We start from the raw sequence: 18,989 nt of genomic DNA on the forward strand, positions 1-18,989 counted from the left end.
CGCTTTCAAGCAAAAGAGGAATTCATGACAGCTAATCATCGCGTTTCGCGTCGTACGTTTCTGAAAACATCCAGCGCGGCTGCCGGTTTGGCGGCTGCTCCGATGTTTATCCCTTCGACCGCATTCGGTGCCAACGATCGTGTGCTCACCGGTCACATCGGTGTCGGCGGCATGGGCCGAGGCAACCTGGGCAAGTTCCTCGACAACGCCGTGGCCGTGTGCGACGTCGACTCAAAGCATGCCGAGAATGCCGCGAAGATCGTGCTCGATAAAAAGGATCGCAAGGTCGACGTCTTCGGCGACTACCGCAAGCTGCTGGATCGCAAAGACATTGACGCCGTTGTCGTGAGCACGCCGGACCATTGGCATGCGATCACGACCATTCACGCTTGTGAAGCAGGCAAAGATGTCTACTGCGAAAAGCCGCTGTCGCTGACGATCAACGAAGGTCGCAGGATGGTCGAAGCGGCCCGCGCCAACAAGCGAATCGTGCAGACCGGTTCGATGCAGCGTTCGTCGTCCAACTTCCGCCGCGCGTGCGAACTGGTTCGCAACGGCTACATCGGCAAGGTTCATACGGTGCATGTCGGGATCGCCAACGCGAACGACCCCGGTAAACTGCCGCCTGATAGCAAAGCACCGGAAAATCTGAACTACGATTTCTGGCTCGGCCCAGCCCCGCTTCGTCCGTACAACGAGAAGCGGGTTCACTACAACTTCCGCTTCTGGTGGGATTACTCGGGCGGTCAGATGACCAACTGGGGTGCCCATCACATCGACATCGCCCACTGGGGAATGGGTAAGGACGATAGCGGCCCGCTCTCGGTGCATGCCGAGCAGGTCAAGTATCATCCGGAAGGCTACCACGAAGTGCCCGAAGCTTGTCGCATCACCTATGACTATGGAGACGGCGTGAAAATGATCGTCGGCCAGGGCCAGAAGGACATCAAGATGGGTACCCGCTTCATCGGCGACAAGGGGGAAATTTACGTCAACCGTGGCGTGTTCCAGCCGTCGTCCGAGGAAATCGGTGCGATCAAGCTGAAGGATTCGGACATTCACCTGATCGACAGCAACAACCATCACAAGAACTTCCTCACTTGTATGGAAACCCGCGAACTGCCGATCTGCGACGTCGAAATCGGCCACCGCACGGCCACCGCTTGCCACCTGGGTAATATCTCTTGCCGATTGGAACGCAAGATCGAGTGGGATCCGGTTGCCGAAAAGATCACCGGCGACGACGAAGCCGCCGAAATGACCCACCGAGCCCACCGCGCACCGTACGTGCTTGGCTAATCGCCGTCAGTTTCATTTCGCAAAAGCGGGATCCACTCGTTCCCGCTTTTCTTTTGGGATAAACGCTGTCAGGATTTCTTGACGTTGCCGTTACCACTTTGATTCTTGAAGTTGATTAGCCACAGAGATCACAGAGGATACTGAGTAGGAGAGAAGAAAGAACCAACCACGGATTTCACGGATGAACACGGATAAAAGGAGTCAACTCCGTCCACTCGAATTTATATCTGTGCTATCCGTGTAATCCGTGGTCAAATAATCTTCCCTCCGTGAACTCTGTGCCCTCTGTGGCTAATCCCTCTTTTGCCTCCGCGTTGACGAAATCACTCTTCTCGCATTGCATACCTCCATCGGACTTCACTTCATGATTCGTTTCCTCTCCAGTCTCTCTCTCGTATTGGTACTCACGGTCATGAGTTTCGCTGCCGACAAGGACGTGCCCAAGAGCATTGCCAAGTGGCAAGGCGACATGGACAAGTTCGCCAAAAAGGATCAGGAGAATCCGGTCAAGCCAGGCGGCGTTGTGTTTGTGGGCAGCAGCAGCATTCGGATGTGGGATCTCGATAAGTCGTTCCCCAAGCTGCAGGCGGTGAACCGCGGCTTTGGTGGTTCGCGTCTGGAAGACTCGGTTTACTACGCTGACCGGATCATCCTGCCGTACAAACCACGCACGGTCGTCGTCTACGCAGGGGACAACGACGTTGCCGCAGAATACACTCCGCAGCAGATTCACGAAGACTTCCGAGAGTTCGTCGCGACCATTCGTGAAGAACTGCCCCAGACGAAGATCCTGTACATCGCGGTGAAGCCAAGTCTGAAACGCTGGAACCTGATCCAGGAAGTCCGCGAGACGAACAAGCTGATCGCCCAGGAGTGTGCCCAGACCGAGAACTGCGAGTTCATCGACATCGACGCCCCGATGCTCGGCGAAGATGGCAAACCGCGGCCAGAGTTGTTCAAAGACGATGGCCTGCACATGACCGACGAAGGTTACGCCATCTGGACTAAACAGCTCGAGCCGCACTTGAAGGACTAAAGCCTTCGATGATTTCAGTAGTCAAGAAACGACAACACCCAGTGGATCCACTGGGTGTTGTCGTTTATATGTGCGGCTTTAGGTTGCCGACGCCTTTTAAACAGGCCCCCGACTTCTTCTTCGTAGAAATCTACTCCTGAACCAGCAAGCGTTCTTTCATGGCGCGGCGTTCGGCACGCAGGCGGGCTCGACGCTTCAGGTCGCTCGGCTTTTCGTAATACTTGCGGCGACGCATCTCTTTCTTGAGACCGCTACGCATGACCAACTTACCAAACCGACGAACTGCTTCTTGAATCGATTCCCTGTCGCGAACGAGTACCTTAACCATTGGTTACCTAAAGATTTCCTTTGTTTCGATAGCCCGACTTGCTGCCGGAAAAATTGGTTTATGGGAAGTGCTACCTAGATACCGGTAGACCCTGACCTCAAAGTCAAACAAGTAATATACCGCCAGAGCAAGCGATGCATCTAGTCCATTTAGGAAAAATCGCCCCTGTATACCCTGATTCTTGGGCAAATCTTGGTCAATTTAGAGAGAATGCGGCGAGTTGGGGCCGGTTTTTCCAGGTCGATCCGCCCCTCAGTCGAACAGCTTGGCCCCGCTGTATTCCTTCATATACCCCTTCAGATTGAGCTTGCGCATCGCGCTGTCGCTGGTCATGTAACGGATTTTGCCGAAGATCTCTCGCTCAGGGCCCCACGCTCGGTCGTACCGACCCAGGCACCAGAAGATGCCGCTGTAGCTGTTGGGATTTCGCCCATCGAGGGCGTACTTGTTGTTCAGGTGAATCAGGATCTGGGCGGCATACTCGGGCGTGTTAGTCCAGTGCAGCACCTTCTTGCCCCACAGCATCCGCAGGTAATTGTGGATCCGCCCGTCGCGCACCAGTTGTCGCTGGGCCGCGTTCCAGAGCTCGTCGTGGGTTTGGGCTTTCTCAAACTGCTCGAGCGTGTAAACGTGTTCGCGCTTGTCGTCTTTGTGATCGGCGAGCGTCTGCTGGGCCCAGTCTGGTAGCGAACTGTACTGGTCGTAGTCTTCCCGAAGGTGGCACATGTTGTAGCCTAGTTCCCGCCAGGTGATGATTTCGTCGAGGAACGACTCGGCGTTGGAACTCATGTTCCACCACCCTTCCCGGCTGCCGGTCACCTTCTTGCTGAGTTGGCTCGGCTCCCACTTTTCCTGTTGGGTCAACTCGTGGAAGACCTCGTGCACCGAGAGGTGGCCAAAGTGCAGGTACGGTGACAACTGGCTGACGCATTCGCTTTCGACGTCGTTACGCTGCTCGGCATAACGCGGCAGGCCTTCCTTGAGGAACCACTTCATCTGCTTGCGTGCGGCGACCGATCCGCCGCAGGTATCGACCGGGCCCACTTCATGATCGATCGGCAAGCTTGAAATGAAGTCGGCCGGGCTCTCGAGCGTTCGTTTATCGATCGAAGGCCACTTCTGAATCACGTTGGCGATCAGCTTGTGGTTGGTCGCCGGAAACGACTTTTTTGCCAGTGGATTGGCGTTGGGGACGACTTCCAGGTGTGGCGGCAATTCCTTCTGTAAAAAACGCCGGAGGCTGTAGGCCCGGGGAAAGTCTCGATCGGCAGCCCGCATCGGCAGCAGCCCGTTGCTGTCGATCGCTTCGAGCTTGACGTCCAGCTTCTTGCCCACGGCTTTCACCATCCGCGGCAGGAAGAAGCACGGGAAGTCATCCGTCACCACGACGCACGCTTCTTTGCCGAGCGCTTTCAGAAGTCCCTTGGCGGCGTCTTTCTTCGGCTCGACGTACGGATAATAAACGACGGGGCCGTCCGACAACGCGTTTAAGTTGTCGAGCATCCCCCGCAACACGAACGTGTGCAAACGATCGCTGGCCCACTGGTACCCGACCCGCAGGGCCTCGAAGACGATCAGCGGTTTCTTGAGTTTGTCAGCCCACCACGCTGCCCTTTGGAGCGAAAAGTTGTACTCGGTTCGCCGGTTGGCGATCATCCAGTATAGGACGTACTTGCCTTCTTCGTTGACCGGAGCGTCGTTGATATCGCTGATTCGCAACTGCCAAAGTTCGGCCGACAAGGGAATTCCTTTTCGAACGGAGTGTGGAGCTCAAGTTAAATGAAACCGGATAAGGATGAATGAATTAACGATCGGTTTTCAAGAAAAAGCTGGAATCCCCATTAGGCAGTTGGTAATTTGCCGACAGCTGAATTCTACCGAATCGCATCACGGCCAGGTGGGGGACGTCATGGAACTTTTCTTACAGATCGTAGGCGGCGTTTTTGTCGGTTTGATTCTCTTTGTGGTCGTAGCCTTTTTGCTTATTCGCTGGAAGCTGCGGAGTTGGCTGAAATCGCTCGGCGATTTGATTTCGCAAGGCCTGGCCGGCGGGGTTCCTCCTTTCCGTGTGAAGCTCACCAAGCGGAGCGAACTGGACGATCCCGAAGACGAATGGGTGCAGGGCGACCACCGCAAACAGTTCGATTCGCTGAGTGAGCAGTTCGAAAGCCTCGGCTTCACCAGGCTCGAAGACTACGTGATTCAGGAGATCGCCACGCCGATGCGGGTGCTGTTGGATGGCGATCAGTCGACCGTTGGGGTTGTTTATTCTCATCCGGTGATTGGCGTCTGGTGCGACGTCGTCCGGCGTTACCAGGATGGCACCGGCTGGACCTTCGGCGGTACCAAGTATCACGGCATGGATGTTCCTCCCTTTTCGACGCATAAGTTTTTCCCCGACGAGCCGGTCGAACAAATCGTTGCCCGCTTCCGCGAAGACGCACCCGCGACCGACATGACGACGATCACCGCGGAGGAATTTCCGACCTACTTCGAGAAGGCCTATGCCCGGGAAATGGACTGGCGGATCGAACGCGGCGGCACGACCGAAGAAGAGATTCGCCGCATCGCCGAGATGAATGGGGAGCAGTGCACCGACGAGACGGTTCGCCAGATTCAGCTTCAGTGGCGGACCGCCATTCACCAATTCATGAGCGACCGGGCCTTGAAGCGGTATCGCAAAGAGGCCGATCTCAATTCATTCGAGTGGGATCATCTCCAAAGTTACGGCGTCGTCATTCACGAGCGGATGCACGGCGAACAACTATTGCAGGTTTTCGACGAAGAGTACTATCCCGATATTCTCAACATGGAAGATGACGAGGATGACGAAGACGCCGCCGAGATGCGCAAGCAGCGGGAAAAATGGAATCAAAGGATTTCCGAACTGGAAGACGCCCTGTCTCGTGGAACTCCCCAGCAGGTCTTCCGCGACATGATCGAGCTGCAAAACGGATCGGAATCGCAGCAATCGAAGTGGGAATTCCAAACCTCGATTACCGAGCCGATCGCGGCCGATATCTGGACGCGTACTTACGAGGACGACGAGGAGAATTGGGACGACGAGGACTAGCGATCGGTAGAGCCCGCGTGTCGCGGGTCGGATGCTCGGTATCCACTTTGTGACCCGCGACACGCAGGTCCTACTTATTGCCGCCCTAACAGCTTCCGCAGACAGCGTTCCAGGTTGGGGTCGCGGAAGTGGTACTGGGTTTGTTCGAGAACCTTCGGCTCCATGCGGCAACTGGAAAGGAGCATCTCGTCGGCCATTTCCCCCATGGCCAACTTCGCCGCGAAGGCTGGCACGGGGAGAAACGTCGGGCGGGAAATCACTTTACCCAACGTCTTGGTGAACTCTTCGTTGGTGACTGCTTTCGGCGTGCACAGGTTGACCGGCCCTTGAATAGCATCATTCATCATCAAGTGATGCAGCGAACCGACGACGTCGTCTAGCGAGATCCAACTCCACCACTGTTTGCCGGAACCGATCTTGCCGCCAACACCCAGCTTGAACGGCGTCAGCATCTGAGCCAGGGCGCCTCCCTTGGGGCTGAGCACAATGCCCAAACGAGCATTCACCACGCGAATGCCCGCATCACGAGCAGGCTGCGCGGCCGCTTCCCACTCCTGGCACACGTCGGCCAGAAAACCATCCCCTGGGGGCGAGGCTTCGCTCAAGATCTCATCGCCGCGATCGCCATAGAATCCCATCGCTGAAGCACACACCAAGACCTTAGGCTTGTTCTCAAGCTTCGCCAGCGATTGGCATAACAGCCGGGTTCCATCGACACGCGAACTGCGGATGGCCTGTTTCTTCTTGTCGGTCCACCGCGCGGCCACGCTTTCACCGGCCAGGTGAATGACCGCATCGAGTCCTTCGAGCTTCGCCGCGTCGATCTCTTGTTTTTTGATGTCCCACTGAATCGTGTCTTCGCCGGCCGAACGCGAAATCGAGACGACGTGGTGCCCGCCGGTGGTGAGGAACGGCCCCAACTGCGAACCGACCAGGCCGCTGGCACCGGTAATGGCGATCTTCATGGTGGGACGTTCCTGGTAACGGGCATGGGCGATCAAATCGTGGGTGGTCGTGTCGTGCCGATAGCGAAACATCTGCAGTAGCATCTTCTCGACCTTCGACTTGCCGAACCGATCACCGAGGCTGCCGCCGGGGATCTGGTAGTCGACTTCGTCTTCCAGCACGCAGTGGCCGTCTTCGCTGGGAAGGAAGCGGTGCGTGTGCTCCCACTTGGCGAAGGGGCCGGAAACCTGGCGATCGTGAAAGTACTTGTTCGGTTCCAACGCCGTATGTTCGGCGACCCACCGCACCGGGAAGCCCCCCACGTGCATCTTGAGCACGACGCGGCTGCCGGGCGCGATCGAATTGCTGCGCTGTTCGATCTGAATGTCTTCCCACGGAGGGATCAACCGATCGAGCGCCCCGGGCTGCTCGTGCCAATGAAACGCCGTGGCAACCGAGACAGGTATTTTGCTGCGAAATGTAAACATGCCAACACCCTCCGAGAAGAACACTCTCCATCGGACTGACCGCTAAGTGTCAGAGCGGTTAACCAACCCCCTGATTTTACAGCAAAGTGCGTGCGAAAGCATGTTTCTGCCACGCCCCAATCACCAACGCTTGCGCGCATTTCTTTCCAATCCCCTCGCCCCTTGGGGGAGAGGGTTAGGGTGAGGGGTAATCCCGCTTGTCAGAAGTGCATGCGCGATCCAAGTTCCACTTCTTTTAGAAACACACATCCGGCGATGCAAGGCAAAAGTCGTATCAGAAACCTCTCACCCTAGCTCACTCCCTGCGAGGGAGAGGGGACAAGAGTTTGTTTATGGCGGCCCGCGTTCTTTCGCGTTATCGATTGCAGGGGCCATACTCACGTCTTCATGGGCATATCTTGCTTGCTGTTGAGGGGAAGGTGCAACTGGGGCTTGTACGGCGACCTCATCCACATGCCCACGCGGACGTGGACATGGCACCCTTCGTTGCTTCAGCAAATTCCGCAGCCGCTTGATCTCGCTTCCTTGCCGGTCGAGGACCTGCAAGTGAAACGAAACCCACCCGAACGCACGGTCCAACTGTTTGGCGGAAGGAACTCGCAGTCTGTCGATAATCTCGCCAGCGAAAGCGGTTGGCGCCGGTTGCTGAGGGCGTCGGGGCTGCGGCGGCCGTGTCTTCTTGCATTGGGAAGTCGACCTCGAGGTTTGGGCGAGCGTCTGGTTTTCTCGCGAAGCAAGCTCTGCGTCAGGCGGATCCGGCGGCGGCGGACCCACCGTAATGACCAACTGCCCGACCACATCGGCCGGTATCTCTACCAACGTTCCACAGGCAGAGCACACGAAAGTCTTCCCCGCGCGCACCACCACCTGCGGGGCGTTCCCTTTGGGAAACGATCCGCAGGGATCCGATGGTGCGTGGGCTTGGGACATGGTGATGCTCGTTACGGGTTGAGTGGAACGGTGAACTGGTTACCCAGATCGAGAGTGATCCGAGGACTGATAAGAGTAATTTAGGGGCGAAGCGCTTCAGTGAGATAGTGCGCTTGGAAAAAAATTGAGAGATTGGCCTGCGTGCCGAGTTACTCGGCATTCGGGTCAGCGTGAGAACTGCCAGGTAGTTCACTTTGCGTAGCGGCGCTGGGGGTACTTTGCACCCACAGACATCCCAGAAGCGAGCAAGGCACCGCCGTCAGTACCCACCAATAATCGCTGCCGAGAGTCGACCAGCTCCAACCCCAATAGGCCGAAATGGCAATCGGCGGCACAGTCAAAGCAAGTGTACCCGACAAGACGCAGACCAGAGGAGCCCAGCGAAGTCGACGGTGCGCGATAAACGCCCCGGATGCCAAAAACGGAACGAAGACGGCCACGACCAGGTGAAAGATGCTCTCATCGGTTTTGCCAAACAAGATGAGCGTCAAGATGAACCCGAGAAGCATCGAGATCACATGAACGGCCGTCCCGGAAATCAGGTTGTAGACGAATTGCCCGAGATCTCGAAGCATGAGGCGTTCTCGATGGAGCCGAATGACTTCAAATTCGGCAGGATGGTAGCTTAAAACCCCACCGTATCCTATTGCCGTCTGCGCATCCAATCCGATAGGGGCGCCCAACGGAAGTCCCGGAATTCGTTGCAAAATGGCTGGTGTAGAGGCATTCGATTCAGGGCGCAGACATCAATAATAACTTCAGACCGAAATACTGTTGGCAAACATGCACCTTGTTCGCAATGGCCAGAGACCAGTGGCGCACAGATGGCCCTACCCTAAACCGCCACCGTATCCAGCTTCGCAATAATCGCTTCGGCGAAGTCGGTCGTCGAGGCACTCCCCTTCAAATCGCCGGTGAGCGTTTTGCCTTCTTCCAGAACGGAAAAGAGCGAGGCTTCGATCTTTTTCGCGGCTTCCGCTTCGTTCATGTGTTTGAGCATCATCGTGGCACTTAACAGCAGAGCCGTCGGGTTGGCCATGTTTTTGCCGGCGATGTCGGGGGCGGTGCCGTGGACGGCTTCGAAGACGGCGGCGTCGGTTCCGAGGTTGCCGCTGGGGGTCACACCCAGGCCGCCGACCAAACCGCTGGCCAGGTCCGAGAGGATGTCACCGAACAGGTTTTCCATCACCAGCACATCGAACTGGTGCGGGTTGAGGACCATCTTCATCGCGGCGGCGTCGACGATGCAGTCGTCGTACTGGATGTCGGGGTAATCCTTGGCGACCTTGTTGCACGTATCGAGGAACAGCCCGTCGCTGAGTTTCAGGATGTTGGCTTTGTGAATGCAGGTCACGCGTTTGCGGCCCAGGCTGCGGGCGGTCTCGAAAGCGAATTCGGCAATTCGCCGCGAGCCTGCTTCGGTAATCACGCGAAGGCTTTCCACCACGCCGGGAACGACCGTGTGTTCGAGCCCGCTGTAGAGACCTTCGGTGTTCTCGCGGACGACGATCAAGTCGACATTTTCAAACGGAGCCGGTACTCCTTTAAGCGACTTGGCCGGACGGTAGTTGGCATATAGTTGCAGTTCTTTGCGGAGCGAGACGTTCACACTGCGAAAACCGGTTCCACTGGCGGTGGCCAAGGGGCCTTTCAGAGCGAGCTTGGTACTACGGATCTTGTCGAGCGTCTCTTGCGGCAGCGGATCGCCATTTTTTTCAAACGACCCGAGCCCCGCTTCGCATGGAATCCATTCGATCTTCACGCCGGCCGCGTCGATGATTTCCCGCACGACATTGGTGATTTCAGGCCCGATGCCATCGCCGGAAAGCAGACAGACTTGGTGCGACATGCGAATGCTCCTCAAATTTCTTTTTGCCGGAACGTCTGCCTGAGTCCGAAAGCGCCGGTCAGGCAGCGTAAGGGTTGTCTACCACTTATTTTGGGCATCGATCAGGGCATGTCGAGGCTCTTGTTTTTGGCAATTCACTTGCGCTTGCACCGCGAAACTACCAGCGGCGCGGCTGCGCACCGCAAGGACGACGCTTGCGGTAAAGCGAATGCCCTTGGTAGCTGTTGAGGAAATCGGCATGAGGCGAAAAAATTCTCGTCATCGGCAGGTGTTGCCACTTGTGAGGGTAATAGCAAGCTTTACCAGGCGAGTTCTTTCGGACGCAGCACGTCAATCAATTTCCAGGCGGTGGGATCGTCAAAGGCCGATTGCCAGTCGCTGGCAACATTCTCAAATAACGCGGCGTTAGCGGTTGTCATGCGGACGTTTTGGCTTGACAATTGATGAACCGCTAATTCCCACCCTGGGTTGTGCCCGATGATTAAAGAGGTGCCGCAATCCGCAGGCAATGATTCCGCGACGCGTCGAATATCGGACGGAGATCCGTGATACAGCGATTTCTCGGAAACAACCTGGCGTACCTCGGGAAAATGGCTTGCCATCAATTCCCAGGTCTGGGTGGTTCGCAGGGCGGCAGAGTGAACCACCACATCGGGGCACCAGCCTCGATCCGATAGTTCCGCAGCGATGCGAGGAGCATCTCGCAGACCGCGACGATTCAAAGGGCGATCAAAATCCGCGACATCATCCTCCCAAGAACTCTTGGCGTGCCGCATCAAAATCATTCGTATCATCCGTGGTCTCTTTCGGCCATCGTGTGGCAAGCGAAGATTCTTATAGCCGTTGCCCCCGACTTGAACTCGGTCTGGCAACGGCATAGCCGTCTTATTGTGTCGTGTGGTTCTATTTTTGAATATGCATCTAGTCGAACTTTTGACGTAAGGATGGCGACCCTATGAGCCAACAACCGACCGAGATCCGTCTGACAGGCCTCGATGCGGAGAACGGCACGTCCCACGGAGACGAACCGGTCCGCTGCGCCGCGATCGATATCGGCTCGAACAGCATGCGGCTGGTGGTCGCGCAGAAGCTGGCCGGTTTCGACTATCGCGTACTCGACGAAGAACGCGAGTCGACGCGTCTCGCCCACAGCCTGTCGGTTCATGGGAACCTCGATCCGGAAGCGATCGATAATTCGATCAGTGCCCTGCGCCGGTTCAAGAAAATCGCCGAAGGCTTCGGCGTCTACGATATTCGCACCATCGCCACCTGCGCCGTGCGAGAAGCGGGCAACGGCGGGTATTTTTGTGAACGGGCCAAGAGCGAAGTCGGCATCGATATCGAAGTGATCTCGGCCGACATGGAAGGTCAGCTCGCGTTTCGCAGCGTCGCTCAGGCCTTCGACGTTCGCGACATGAACGTCGTCATCGCCGACATTGGGGGCGGCAGCACCGAGATCGTGTTTGCCTGCGGCGGCCATATCGAAGAGATCCTGCCCACCAAGCTAGGCTGCGTACGGGTCACCGAACAGTACGGCATCAACGAAGAACTCTTCACAACGCCGGATAGCCTGAAAAAGATGATCGCCGGCATCGATAAGGAATTGAAGCCGATGATCAAGCAGCGTCCTTTTGTGCCGCAGGTTCTCTTTGGTACCGGCGGTACGTTCACCACGCTGGCCAGCATCCTGATGATGCAGCGCGGCGAAGTGGGGCAGATGGAGTGGGGTTATCGCGTTCACCGCGCCGACGTCAGCCACACGCTCGATACGCTCAGCAAGATGACGATCAAGGAACGTAAGAGCGTGCCGGGGCTCAGCGCCGATCGGGCCGACATCATCGTCGCCGGCATCGCCATCATCGACCGCCTGATGCATCGTCTGGACGTCAATACGCTGCGGATCCACGACCGCGGCATTCGCGACGGGCTGATGCTGACCATGATGGAAGAGCTTGAGCCAGGCTCGGCCGAAGACAAAGAGGCTGAAGAGCAGCGTCGGCAGGAAGCGATGTCGACGTTCGCCCGGAGCTGCGGCGTCGATATGATCCACACGCAGCACGTCGCCAACCTGGCCGTTAGCCTGTTTCGTCAGATGACGCCGATGTTCGATCTGCGGGAGACCGACGACGAAACGATCTACGCGGCGGCCATGCTGCAGGACGTCGGTTACCTGATCAACTACGAAAAGCACCACAAGCACAGCTACAGCTTGATTCTCAACAGCCAACTGCCAGGCTTTTCGAGACATGCACTGGAAATCGTGGCCAACGTGGCCCGATACCATCGTGGCGCAAATCCTAAGAAAAAGCATGCGAACTTCACTCGTTTGAGCGAGAATGATCAGACGCGGGTCAAGCAGTTGGCGGCCATCTTGCGGGTAGCCGGAGCGCTCGACCGCAGCCACCGCCAGCAAGTTTCCAAGGTGGAAGTCACCAAGCATCCCGACCACGTCTTTGTTTCGATCGAGGCCACCGGCGACCCAGAGGTCGATTTGTGGGCAGCCCGATCTCGCACCGAGTTGTTTTGCAAAGCGTTCGATACCGACATCCGGTTTGGGCTTCATCGCCCGGCGGTGAGTCGCGTTTCGAGCGACTAGAGTTGAGTTTCATGGGAAAGAACACCAATTGGCTCGGCAAGATCGAGCCAGGGCATGCCATATCGGAAGTCGCGAAGGAAGCGATCAGCACGCGTTCCAGTCGCATGCTCGAGTACCTTCCGCTGGCTGCCAATCGCTGGAAGGAGGACGTCGAGTACGTCCATCATCTGCGAACGTGGTCGCGCCGTACCCAGGCTGCCTTACAGCTGTTTGCTTCGCTGCTTCCGTTGAAGCGTTCGACCGCTGTCCGCAAAGCGACCCAAAAGCTGCGCAAAGCAGGCGGCGAGGCCCGCGATCTGGATGTTTTCATGAAGCGGATTCGCAAGGCCAAGTTCGTCATTGGTGACGACGACAAGGCCGAGGTGCTGACGTTTCTCAAAGGACTTCGCAAAGCCGCGCAGCCCAAGGTCGTCCAGGCCTGGGAGTGGGGCAAGTCGGAAAACCTGGCCAAGAAGTTCGAAGGGGTCATCCTCCGCACGCGTTGGCGCGAAGTCGCCGAGGAAGAGTCCGTCGAGCAGATGGCGCCCACCTTGCTCGAACCACTGGTGGTACGCTTCTTTCACTTTTCGAACATGCTGAGCGAATCGCCCGAGTCGCTGCATCAGATGCGGATCGAAGGGAAGAAGGTCCGCTACGCGATGGAGCTAGTCGAATGCGGTTTCCCCGATAGCTTCCGCGAAGAACTCTACCCTGCGTTTGAAGAGGTGCAGTCGAAGCTGGGCGCGATCAACGACCATCACACGGCCGTCGAAAAGATTCAAGCCTGGCAGAACGAAACGGCCACCAAGAAGTTCCCGGCGTTTCTGTTGCAGATGGCCGACCACGAACGTGTCCAGTTCGACGAGAAAGCCGAGGCATTTCGGATCTGGTGGACCGAAGCCAGGGCCCAGGAACTGAAAGAGCACTTCGATCATTACCTGGGCGGCCTGGGGCTGTCACCCACGACTTAAGGCTTCTCTTCGCGAACCAGCTGGCTGATCTGTTTGAACTGCGGCGTGCCAGCGGCCCGGCACCATTCAAACAGCGCGGCCTCGGTGGTAGTCAGCGTCACACCGGTCGACTCCATCCGCCGCAAGGCGATCTCCTGGTCGTACGAAAATCGCGACCCCACGGCATCGGCGGCCAGATAGACGTCATAGCCCAACGAAAGCAAATCGAGCGCCGTTTGCTGCACGCAGACGTGGGCCTCGATGCCGGCGATTAAGATCTTGGGTCGGTTCAATTCTTCCAGCTTCGCGACAATCGCCTGGCAGCTGCTGAAATGAAGCTTATCCGGCATCTCGCCCAGTTTGGCGGCCAACGGCTCGACGGTCGCACCCAACCCTTTGCGGTACTGCTCGGTCCCCAGGGCTGGAATGCCGAGGATCTCGGCCCCATCCAGAAGCCTGCGCGCGTTCCAGACGATACGCTCGCTCTCGGGAATCGACGGAAGCAATTTCTCCTGCATGTCGATTACCAGCAGCAACGTGTTTTCTGGCGTCATCAGCAGCGGATTGGGAAGTGGTTCAGTCATGAAAGGCACGATCAAAATGGGAAACAACTAAGTTATGGGAAGTTTAGCCACAGAGGACACCGAGGGAAGAGATAAGAGGGAGTGACCACGGATTACACGGATGAACACGGATAAGAAGCAGATTGGCTTGTGTGCCACTGGCATCCTGCCAGTGCGAACCCTGATGAAGATCGTCTCGTCGAATCCGCTTCCAAGGCACTGGCCAGAGGCCAGTGGCACACGACTTAGCCCCTTCCTCTTATCCGTGTTCATCCGTGTTCATCCGTGTAATCCGTGGTTAAAAACATCTTTCCTCGGTGCTCTCGGTGTCCTCTGTGGCTACTCCTAGCCGATGGCAATAAATTGCGACACAATACAGGGCCTAGACCTTTAGCCTAGCAATCGACAAGAAAGCTCGCGAGGATACCCTCATGCGAATTCGCTCGACGACCATTCTGGCCGTTCGCCATAACGATGAAGTCGCCATCGGCGGCGATGGCCAAGTTACCATGAACACCAGCGTGATGAAATCGGACGCCTCGAAGATCCGTCCTCTCTTGGGTGGAAAAGTCTGGTGCGGGTTTGCCGGTTCGACCGCCGATGCATTCGCGTTGATGGAACGTTTCGAGTCGTTCCTCAAAGATTTCCCCGGCAATGTTCCCAAGGCCGCGACCGAGCTGGCCAAGCAGTGGCGAACCGACCGGGCCATGCGCCGCCTGGAAGCGCTGATGGTGGTGGTCGACGCTCAGCAGACGCTGCTACTTTCCGGTACCGGCGACGTCATTCAGCCGACCGACGGCATCCTGGGGATTGGCTCAGGCGGCAACTACGCGACCGCGGCGGCCAAGGCCCTGGTCAAGCATAGCGACCTGTCGGCCGAAGAGATCGTTCGCGAAAGTTTGCTGATCGCCGCGGCGATCGATATCTATACCAACGACAACATCAAAATACATCGCGTGGAGATGGACTAATGTCGAAAGCCAACCAGGAACTCACGCCGCGCGAAATCGTGAAAATGCTCGATGCCGACATCGTCGGGCAGAACGAAGCGAAGCGGGCCGTCGCCATCGCGGTCCGCAATCGATGGCGCCGCAAGCACCTGCCGAGCGAGCTTCAACAGGAAGTGTCGCCAAAGAATATCCTCATGATCGGCCCGACCGGCGTGGGGAAGACCGAGATCGCTCGCCGCCTGGCCAAGCTGACCGGGGCCCCCTTCATTAAGGTTGAAGCGACCAAGTTCACCGAAGTGGGTTACTACGGCCGCGACGTCGAAAGCATGGTTCGCGAACTGGTCGATAATGCCATCGGCATCGTCCGCGAGACCGAACGGGAAGCCGTTCAAGGGGAAGCCAGGCAGCGGGCCGAACGGCGTTTGCTCGACCAGTTGATCTCCCCCCGCCCTGCCCTTTCGTCTGGCGAACCGGACGAACAAGAGAAGCACGAGCGTTCGCGGCAGCGGATGAAAGAGATGCTGGAGGCCGGCCAGCTGGAAGATCGTACGGTCGAACTAACGGTCGAGCAAAAGGGGACGCCGGTGATGATCGGTGGCATGGGCATGGAGCAGATGGACATGGATCTGCAAGGCATGCTGGAAAAGATCATGCCCAAGAACAGCACCCGCCGCGAAATGACCGTGGCCGAAGCCCGCAAGGTGCTGATCGAACAGGAAACGGAGGCCTTGCTTGATAAAGAACGGATCTACGAAGCGGCCATCGAACTGGCCGAGAACGTGGGGATGATCTTCCTGGACGAGATCGACAAGATCGTCGCCGGCGAAGGGAAGAGCGGCACCGACGTTTCCCGCCAAGGCGTACAGCGCGACCTGCTGCCGATCGTGGAAGGAACCACGGTGCAGACGAAGTATGGCTACGTGAATACCGATCACGTGATGTTCGTCGCCGCCGGAGCGTTTCATAAAGTGAGCCCGAGCGACCTGATGCCAGAACTGCAAGGCCGCTTCCCGATTCGCGTCGAACTATCGGACCTGACCAAGGAAGATTTCGTGCGGATCCTGACCGAGCCGAAGTCCTCTCTCACCCGGCAATACGTCGAGCTGATGAAGACCGAGGAAGTGGCCGTACGGTTTACGACCGACGCCCTGGAAGAGATCGCCTCGTACGCCTTCCAGGTCAATCAAACCACCCAAAACATCGGAGCCCGGCGGCTCTACACGATCATGGAACGCCTGCTGGAAGAACTGAGCTTCGAAGCCCCCGACATGAAGTACGGCACGGTGGAAATCAACGCCGCGTACGTGAAGCAGCGGCTGGATGATGTGAGTAAGGATGAGGATTTGAGTCGGTTTATTTTGTAATCGAAGCAAAATATCATCGACATGGTCGGGTGAGGGCCGAAAAGAGCCGCGTCGGCTGTGGTAATTCGACTGAATGGCGGGTAAGCCATGAGGAACTGACCCGTATCCAGAACGAGGGGCCATTGCCAATTCAGAAGAATTTGCCGTAAAGCAGATTCGCTTCAACATCGGATCTGCGAAGAGAGAACGGGCTACGGCAACGAAGTCGATTTCAATTCTTCAGCTCTAAGCGATTGGCGGAAGATGAAATACTCGTGGTAATCGGTGAATTTACGATAACTGTACTTAATCTGGCAATTAGGCAGTCTTTCTTGGATGTCCTCTACTTGTTCTGAGGTTAAGTTCGTATCGCGAATGTCAAGTCGATCTAAGTGCAATTTCAATAAATGGTCGAGCCCGAAAGAATTTATCTCATGGCCACGCAATTCCAATTCTCGCAGAGAATCTAGTTTTTCAATTTGCGGCCACCAGACGTTATCGAAGTCAGTCAAGCTGAAATTCAGCCTTTCAACTTGTTCAGCATTATTGAGCGAGCATTGGAGGTGAAACGCCCCATTCGAGATAAAATGATTTATGATTTCCTGGTCTTCAACGTGATCGTGATTCGTCAAGAAAGGTAGAGCAGCTGCTATGATTCCGATACAGAGCATTGCATGCCAAATCTTGAATCTGATTCTGGGCAAAATTTGCACTAAGGCATCCTATTGGCAATGCCCTTTTGGTTACCAAAAAGGGCATTGTGATGTGAAATAGGTGAAGGCTGCAATCTCTTTTCAAGCGTCTTAAAAAACGTAGCCTGCGATAGCCCACGTCTATTTCTTAGATGGAGGTTTGACGTAGGGGAATGCCTGTTGAAAGTTCTCAAATTTGATATTCCCGTTATAACCAGGAAGAATTCGCAGATCCGGGTAGTGTTTAAGACGCCACCAATAGTGATCTTTGATCTTTTCAGGCTGAGAAAAAGGTTCAAGGGTGTCAAAGAAAAGTTGGTCCCTTGTTTCTCCTCTTCCTTTTTGGTTGTCTTTAAATATGTAGCCAGCCCACACGGATGTTTTGACTCGCGCCAATCTATCGATGATCTTGTAACGGCAAATGTCTTCTTTACTGTTGGCAGGGTTGTTCCTGACAGACACAATTTCGTAGACGTACCGTATGTCAGTGAAATCGAATGAAATAAGATGTGCCATCAGCCGGTCGTTAAATCCGAACTTGCGCTGATGGATTTTGTAATGTTTGCTAGTTGGTGTGAACTTGTGCGTGGTTGGGTCGCTGAGAAGAATTTCTCCAACCTCCAAATCGTATTTTTTTGCAAAGGCTTTTTCAAATAGTTCGTCTTTTTCGGCTCCCTCAGGAATCGTAATATTCTTGCCACGTCCAATTGATATCCAGAATTCTTCATTGTACGTGGTTTCGAACAGCGTTTCGCTGAATTCCCCGAGGCCTAGATCTCCAGCCTTTTGAAGGCCGCTTGGATCAGTTGAATTGATTGGATTGTTTCCAACATACCGCTGTAAATTTTCATCCGCCGCTTCAAATCCAATCGGGTCTTCACTAATCCAACGGCCAATGGTGGGATCGAACATGGAACTGATCTCCGTTAACGATAAAAGTCTTCCAATGCGGTATCCGTATCCCGGTCCGCCCAACATTTCATAATGAATTCGTATTGCTTTCGAGCTTGGGGGAACGATCTCTTTTCCCACCACGCTGCAGGACGCTTTGTGTTCCTGCCCTGGCGACGGTAAACGACGTTCAATAAGTTTCCCGCACCATCGATTTCATGGAACATCGCTCGCGACTCAATCGACGCCATGAGCGTTGCTACTGCGGAATGTCCACGGTAATTGGGATCGTCCGGATCGGTGCGTTGAGCTTCTTGATAACTGGCTAGTGAGTCGGTGAAGCGGCGGTTATCCGTCAGGCAATGGCCGCGCAGTGCAAAGAACGCAGCGTTTTCCTGTTCTTCATTCATATTGCGTAACAGGTAGGTTGCTTGAGTGTCTTGATGGGTCATTGCTTTAGGCCAACGATGGTAATGCCGATCATCAAGAGCCCGAAAGCCTGGCGATGTTGTCTCAATGTTGAAACGGTCAGAACAATCTTCCCACCGAACAAAAGTATGGCCAATTGACTTGACCAAGTAGAGAGAATATCCGAGGCAGCGTCCAACAACGGTAAATAGCACGGGAAGGGAATTGCAGGTGCCTCGCCGTTCGTAAATCACTCCATGCAAAAACAGACGCTGTGAGTCATCGAACAGGGCGTCGTCTTCAAGTGGAATCTCTTTCCATGCTTGGTCGTAGCCGATGCCCAGGTCTCTTTGCAAATACGTTGTAAGGCAGAGCATGCGAAAGCGAGCTTCTGTTTCCTCGAATTGTTCCGGGCTGCTCTGGAAGCGTGGCATCAATCGCCGTGTGAATTTTTCGACTTGATGAGCCCATTCCGCGAGTTCTTCAAGGCACTCATCAATATCAAGCGTCTCGGCTCCCGGCAATTCAACCGCGCAACTGAGATTTCGCTTGGCCAGTGAAAGTCCATGCTGAAGAGCTTGAGCGTCCATGGTATACGTCGATTATCCTGATGAGATCCCCTGTAGGGCTAGTGACTGCCCCCTGGTACACGCTTTGATAACCGGATGG

At 55.8% G+C, this 18,989-nt stretch carries 17 protein-coding genes; 7 read left to right on the forward strand and 10 right to left on the reverse strand.

The window, feature by feature from the left end:
• The first annotated feature begins 24 nt into the window (after positions 1-24).
• A complete protein-coding gene (locus Pan97_RS11255; protein WP_144972540.1) occupies positions 25-1,299 on the forward strand; it encodes a Gfo/Idh/MocA family protein in 1,275 nt (424 codons plus the stop codon).
• Positions 1,300-1,663: 364 nt separating this feature from the next.
• The gene (locus Pan97_RS11260) at positions 1,664-2,335 is read left to right on the forward strand and encodes an SGNH/GDSL hydrolase family protein (protein WP_144972542.1); all 672 of its coding nucleotides are present in this window, start codon (positions 1,664-1,666) and stop codon (positions 2,333-2,335) included.
• A 130-nt stretch (positions 2,336-2,465) separates the two neighbouring features.
• On the opposite strand, the gene rpsU is transcribed toward Pan97_RS11260, so the two are convergent.
• Complete coding sequence (gene rpsU, locus Pan97_RS11265) at positions 2,466-2,663, reverse strand: 30S ribosomal protein S21 (protein ID WP_144972544.1); 198 nt, start codon at positions 2,661-2,663, stop codon at positions 2,466-2,468.
• Between the two features lie 252 nt (positions 2,664-2,915).
• Positions 2,916-4,403: a cryptochrome/DNA photolyase family protein gene (locus tag Pan97_RS11270; protein WP_144972546.1), complete on the reverse strand. Its 1,488-nt coding sequence runs from the start codon at positions 4,401-4,403 to the stop codon at positions 2,916-2,918.
• Between the two features lie 169 nt (positions 4,404-4,572).
• On the opposite strand from Pan97_RS11270, the gene Pan97_RS11275 reads away from it, so the two are divergent.
• The gene (locus Pan97_RS11275; protein WP_144972548.1) at positions 4,573-5,736 is read left to right on the forward strand and encodes a hypothetical protein; all 1,164 of its coding nucleotides are present in this window, start codon (positions 4,573-4,575) and stop codon (positions 5,734-5,736) included.
• 74 nt (positions 5,737-5,810) lie between these two features.
• Here the strand turns inward: Pan97_RS11275 and Pan97_RS11280 are convergent, their stop codons facing one another.
• From Pan97_RS11280 to Pan97_RS11300, 5 genes are all read right to left on the reverse strand, one after another.
• Positions 5,811-7,169, reverse strand: a complete 1,359-nt coding sequence (locus tag Pan97_RS11280) for a TIGR01777 family oxidoreductase (RefSeq protein ID WP_144972550.1) — start codon at positions 7,167-7,169, stop codon at positions 5,811-5,813.
• A gap of 330 nt (positions 7,170-7,499) precedes the next feature.
• A complete protein-coding gene (locus Pan97_RS11285) occupies positions 7,500-8,099 on the reverse strand; it encodes a hypothetical protein (RefSeq protein ID WP_144972552.1) in 600 nt (199 codons plus the stop codon).
• 149 nt (positions 8,100-8,248) lie between these two features.
• A complete protein-coding gene (locus Pan97_RS11290) occupies positions 8,249-8,674 on the reverse strand; it encodes a hypothetical protein (RefSeq protein WP_144972554.1) in 426 nt (141 codons plus the stop codon).
• A gap of 260 nt (positions 8,675-8,934) precedes the next feature.
• Complete coding sequence (locus tag Pan97_RS11295; protein WP_144972556.1) at positions 8,935-9,948, reverse strand: isocitrate/isopropylmalate dehydrogenase family protein; 1,014 nt, start codon at positions 9,946-9,948, stop codon at positions 8,935-8,937.
• Between the two features lie 299 nt (positions 9,949-10,247).
• Positions 10,248-10,742 (reverse strand): SixA phosphatase family protein, encoded by a 495-nt coding sequence (locus tag Pan97_RS11300; protein ID WP_165698707.1) that lies wholly within the window; start codon positions 10,740-10,742, stop codon positions 10,248-10,250.
• Positions 10,743-10,903: 161 nt separating this feature from the next.
• On the opposite strand from Pan97_RS11300, the gene Pan97_RS11305 reads away from it, so the two are divergent.
• The gene (locus Pan97_RS11305) at positions 10,904-12,544 is read left to right on the forward strand and encodes a Ppx/GppA phosphatase family protein (protein ID WP_144972560.1); all 1,641 of its coding nucleotides are present in this window, start codon (positions 10,904-10,906) and stop codon (positions 12,542-12,544) included.
• Positions 12,545-12,555: 11 nt separating this feature from the next.
• Positions 12,556-13,494 carry a CHAD domain-containing protein gene (locus Pan97_RS11310; protein WP_144972562.1) on the forward strand — a complete coding sequence of 313 codons (939 nt, stop codon included), beginning with the start codon at positions 12,556-12,558 and terminating at the stop codon, positions 13,492-13,494.
• Here Pan97_RS11310 and Pan97_RS11315 read toward each other — a convergent pair.
• Entirely contained in the window at positions 13,491-14,057 is a 567-nt protein-coding gene (locus Pan97_RS11315) for a hydrolase (RefSeq protein ID WP_144972564.1), read from the reverse strand. The two genes, Pan97_RS11310 and Pan97_RS11315, sit on opposite strands and share 4 nt — an antisense overlap.
• A gap of 410 nt (positions 14,058-14,467) precedes the next feature.
• Between Pan97_RS11315 and hslV the strand changes: the two genes are divergently transcribed.
• Positions 14,468-15,007, forward strand: coding sequence for an ATP-dependent protease subunit HslV (hslV, locus tag Pan97_RS11320; protein WP_144972566.1), 540 nt, complete (start codon positions 14,468-14,470; stop codon positions 15,005-15,007).
• Positions 15,007-16,350: an ATP-dependent protease ATPase subunit HslU gene (hslU, locus tag Pan97_RS11325; RefSeq protein WP_144972568.1), complete on the forward strand. Its 1,344-nt coding sequence runs from the start codon at positions 15,007-15,009 to the stop codon at positions 16,348-16,350. The genes hslV and hslU overlap by 1 nt, the downstream gene beginning before the upstream one ends.
• A gap of 812 nt (positions 16,351-17,162) precedes the next feature.
• Here hslU and Pan97_RS11330 read toward each other — a convergent pair.
• Entirely contained in the window at positions 17,163-17,933 is a 771-nt protein-coding gene (locus tag Pan97_RS11330; protein ID WP_196782358.1) for an RHS repeat-associated core domain-containing protein, read from the reverse strand.
• Between the two features lie 14 nt (positions 17,934-17,947).
• Positions 17,948-18,910, reverse strand: coding sequence for a transglutaminase family protein (locus Pan97_RS11335; protein WP_144972572.1), 963 nt, complete (start codon positions 18,908-18,910; stop codon positions 17,948-17,950).
• Positions 18,911-18,989 lie beyond the last annotated feature (79 nt).

It is taken from the genome of Bremerella volcania (assembly GCF_007748115.1).
Taxonomy (GTDB): Bacteria; Planctomycetota; Planctomycetia; order Pirellulales; family Pirellulaceae; genus Bremerella; species Bremerella volcania.

Coding starts and splice junctions, on each gene's coding strand:
- Pan97_RS11255 (WP_144972540.1), top strand. CDS start 25: ATGACAGCTAATCATCGCGTTTCGCGTCGTACGTTTCTGAAAACATCC.
- Pan97_RS11260 (WP_144972542.1), top strand. CDS start 1,664: ATGATTCGTTTCCTCTCCAGTCTCTCTCTCGTATTGGTACTCACGGTC.
- rpsU (WP_144972544.1), bottom strand. CDS start 2,663: ATGGTTAAGGTACTCGTTCGCGACAGGGAATCGATTCAAGAAGCAGTT.
- Pan97_RS11275 (WP_144972548.1), top strand. CDS start 4,573: ATGGAACTTTTCTTACAGATCGTAGGCGGCGTTTTTGTCGGTTTGATT.
- Pan97_RS11280 (WP_144972550.1), bottom strand. CDS start 7,169: ATGTTTACATTTCGCAGCAAAATACCTGTCTCGGTTGCCACGGCGTTT.
- Pan97_RS11285 (WP_144972552.1), bottom strand. CDS start 8,099: ATGTCCCAAGCCCACGCACCATCGGATCCCTGCGGATCGTTTCCCAAA.
- Pan97_RS11290 (WP_144972554.1), bottom strand. CDS start 8,674: ATGCTTCGAGATCTCGGGCAATTCGTCTACAACCTGATTTCCGGGACG.
- Pan97_RS11295 (WP_144972556.1), bottom strand. CDS start 9,948: ATGTCGCACCAAGTCTGTCTGCTTTCCGGCGATGGCATCGGGCCTGAA.
- Pan97_RS11300 (WP_165698707.1), bottom strand. CDS start 10,742: ATGATACGAATGATTTTGATGCGGCACGCCAAGAGTTCTTGGGAGGAT.
- Pan97_RS11305 (WP_144972560.1), top strand. CDS start 10,904: ATGAGCCAACAACCGACCGAGATCCGTCTGACAGGCCTCGATGCGGAG.
- Pan97_RS11310 (WP_144972562.1), top strand. CDS start 12,556: ATGGGAAAGAACACCAATTGGCTCGGCAAGATCGAGCCAGGGCATGCC.
- Pan97_RS11315 (WP_144972564.1), bottom strand. CDS start 14,057: ATGACTGAACCACTTCCCAATCCGCTGCTGATGACGCCAGAAAACACG.
- hslV (WP_144972566.1), top strand. CDS start 14,468: ATGCGAATTCGCTCGACGACCATTCTGGCCGTTCGCCATAACGATGAA.
- hslU (WP_144972568.1), top strand. CDS start 15,007: ATGTCGAAAGCCAACCAGGAACTCACGCCGCGCGAAATCGTGAAAATG.
- Pan97_RS11330 (WP_196782358.1), bottom strand. CDS start 17,933: ATGTTCGATCCCACCATTGGCCGTTGGATTAGTGAAGACCCGATTGGA.
- Pan97_RS11335 (WP_144972572.1), bottom strand. CDS start 18,910: ATGGACGCTCAAGCTCTTCAGCATGGACTTTCACTGGCCAAGCGAAAT.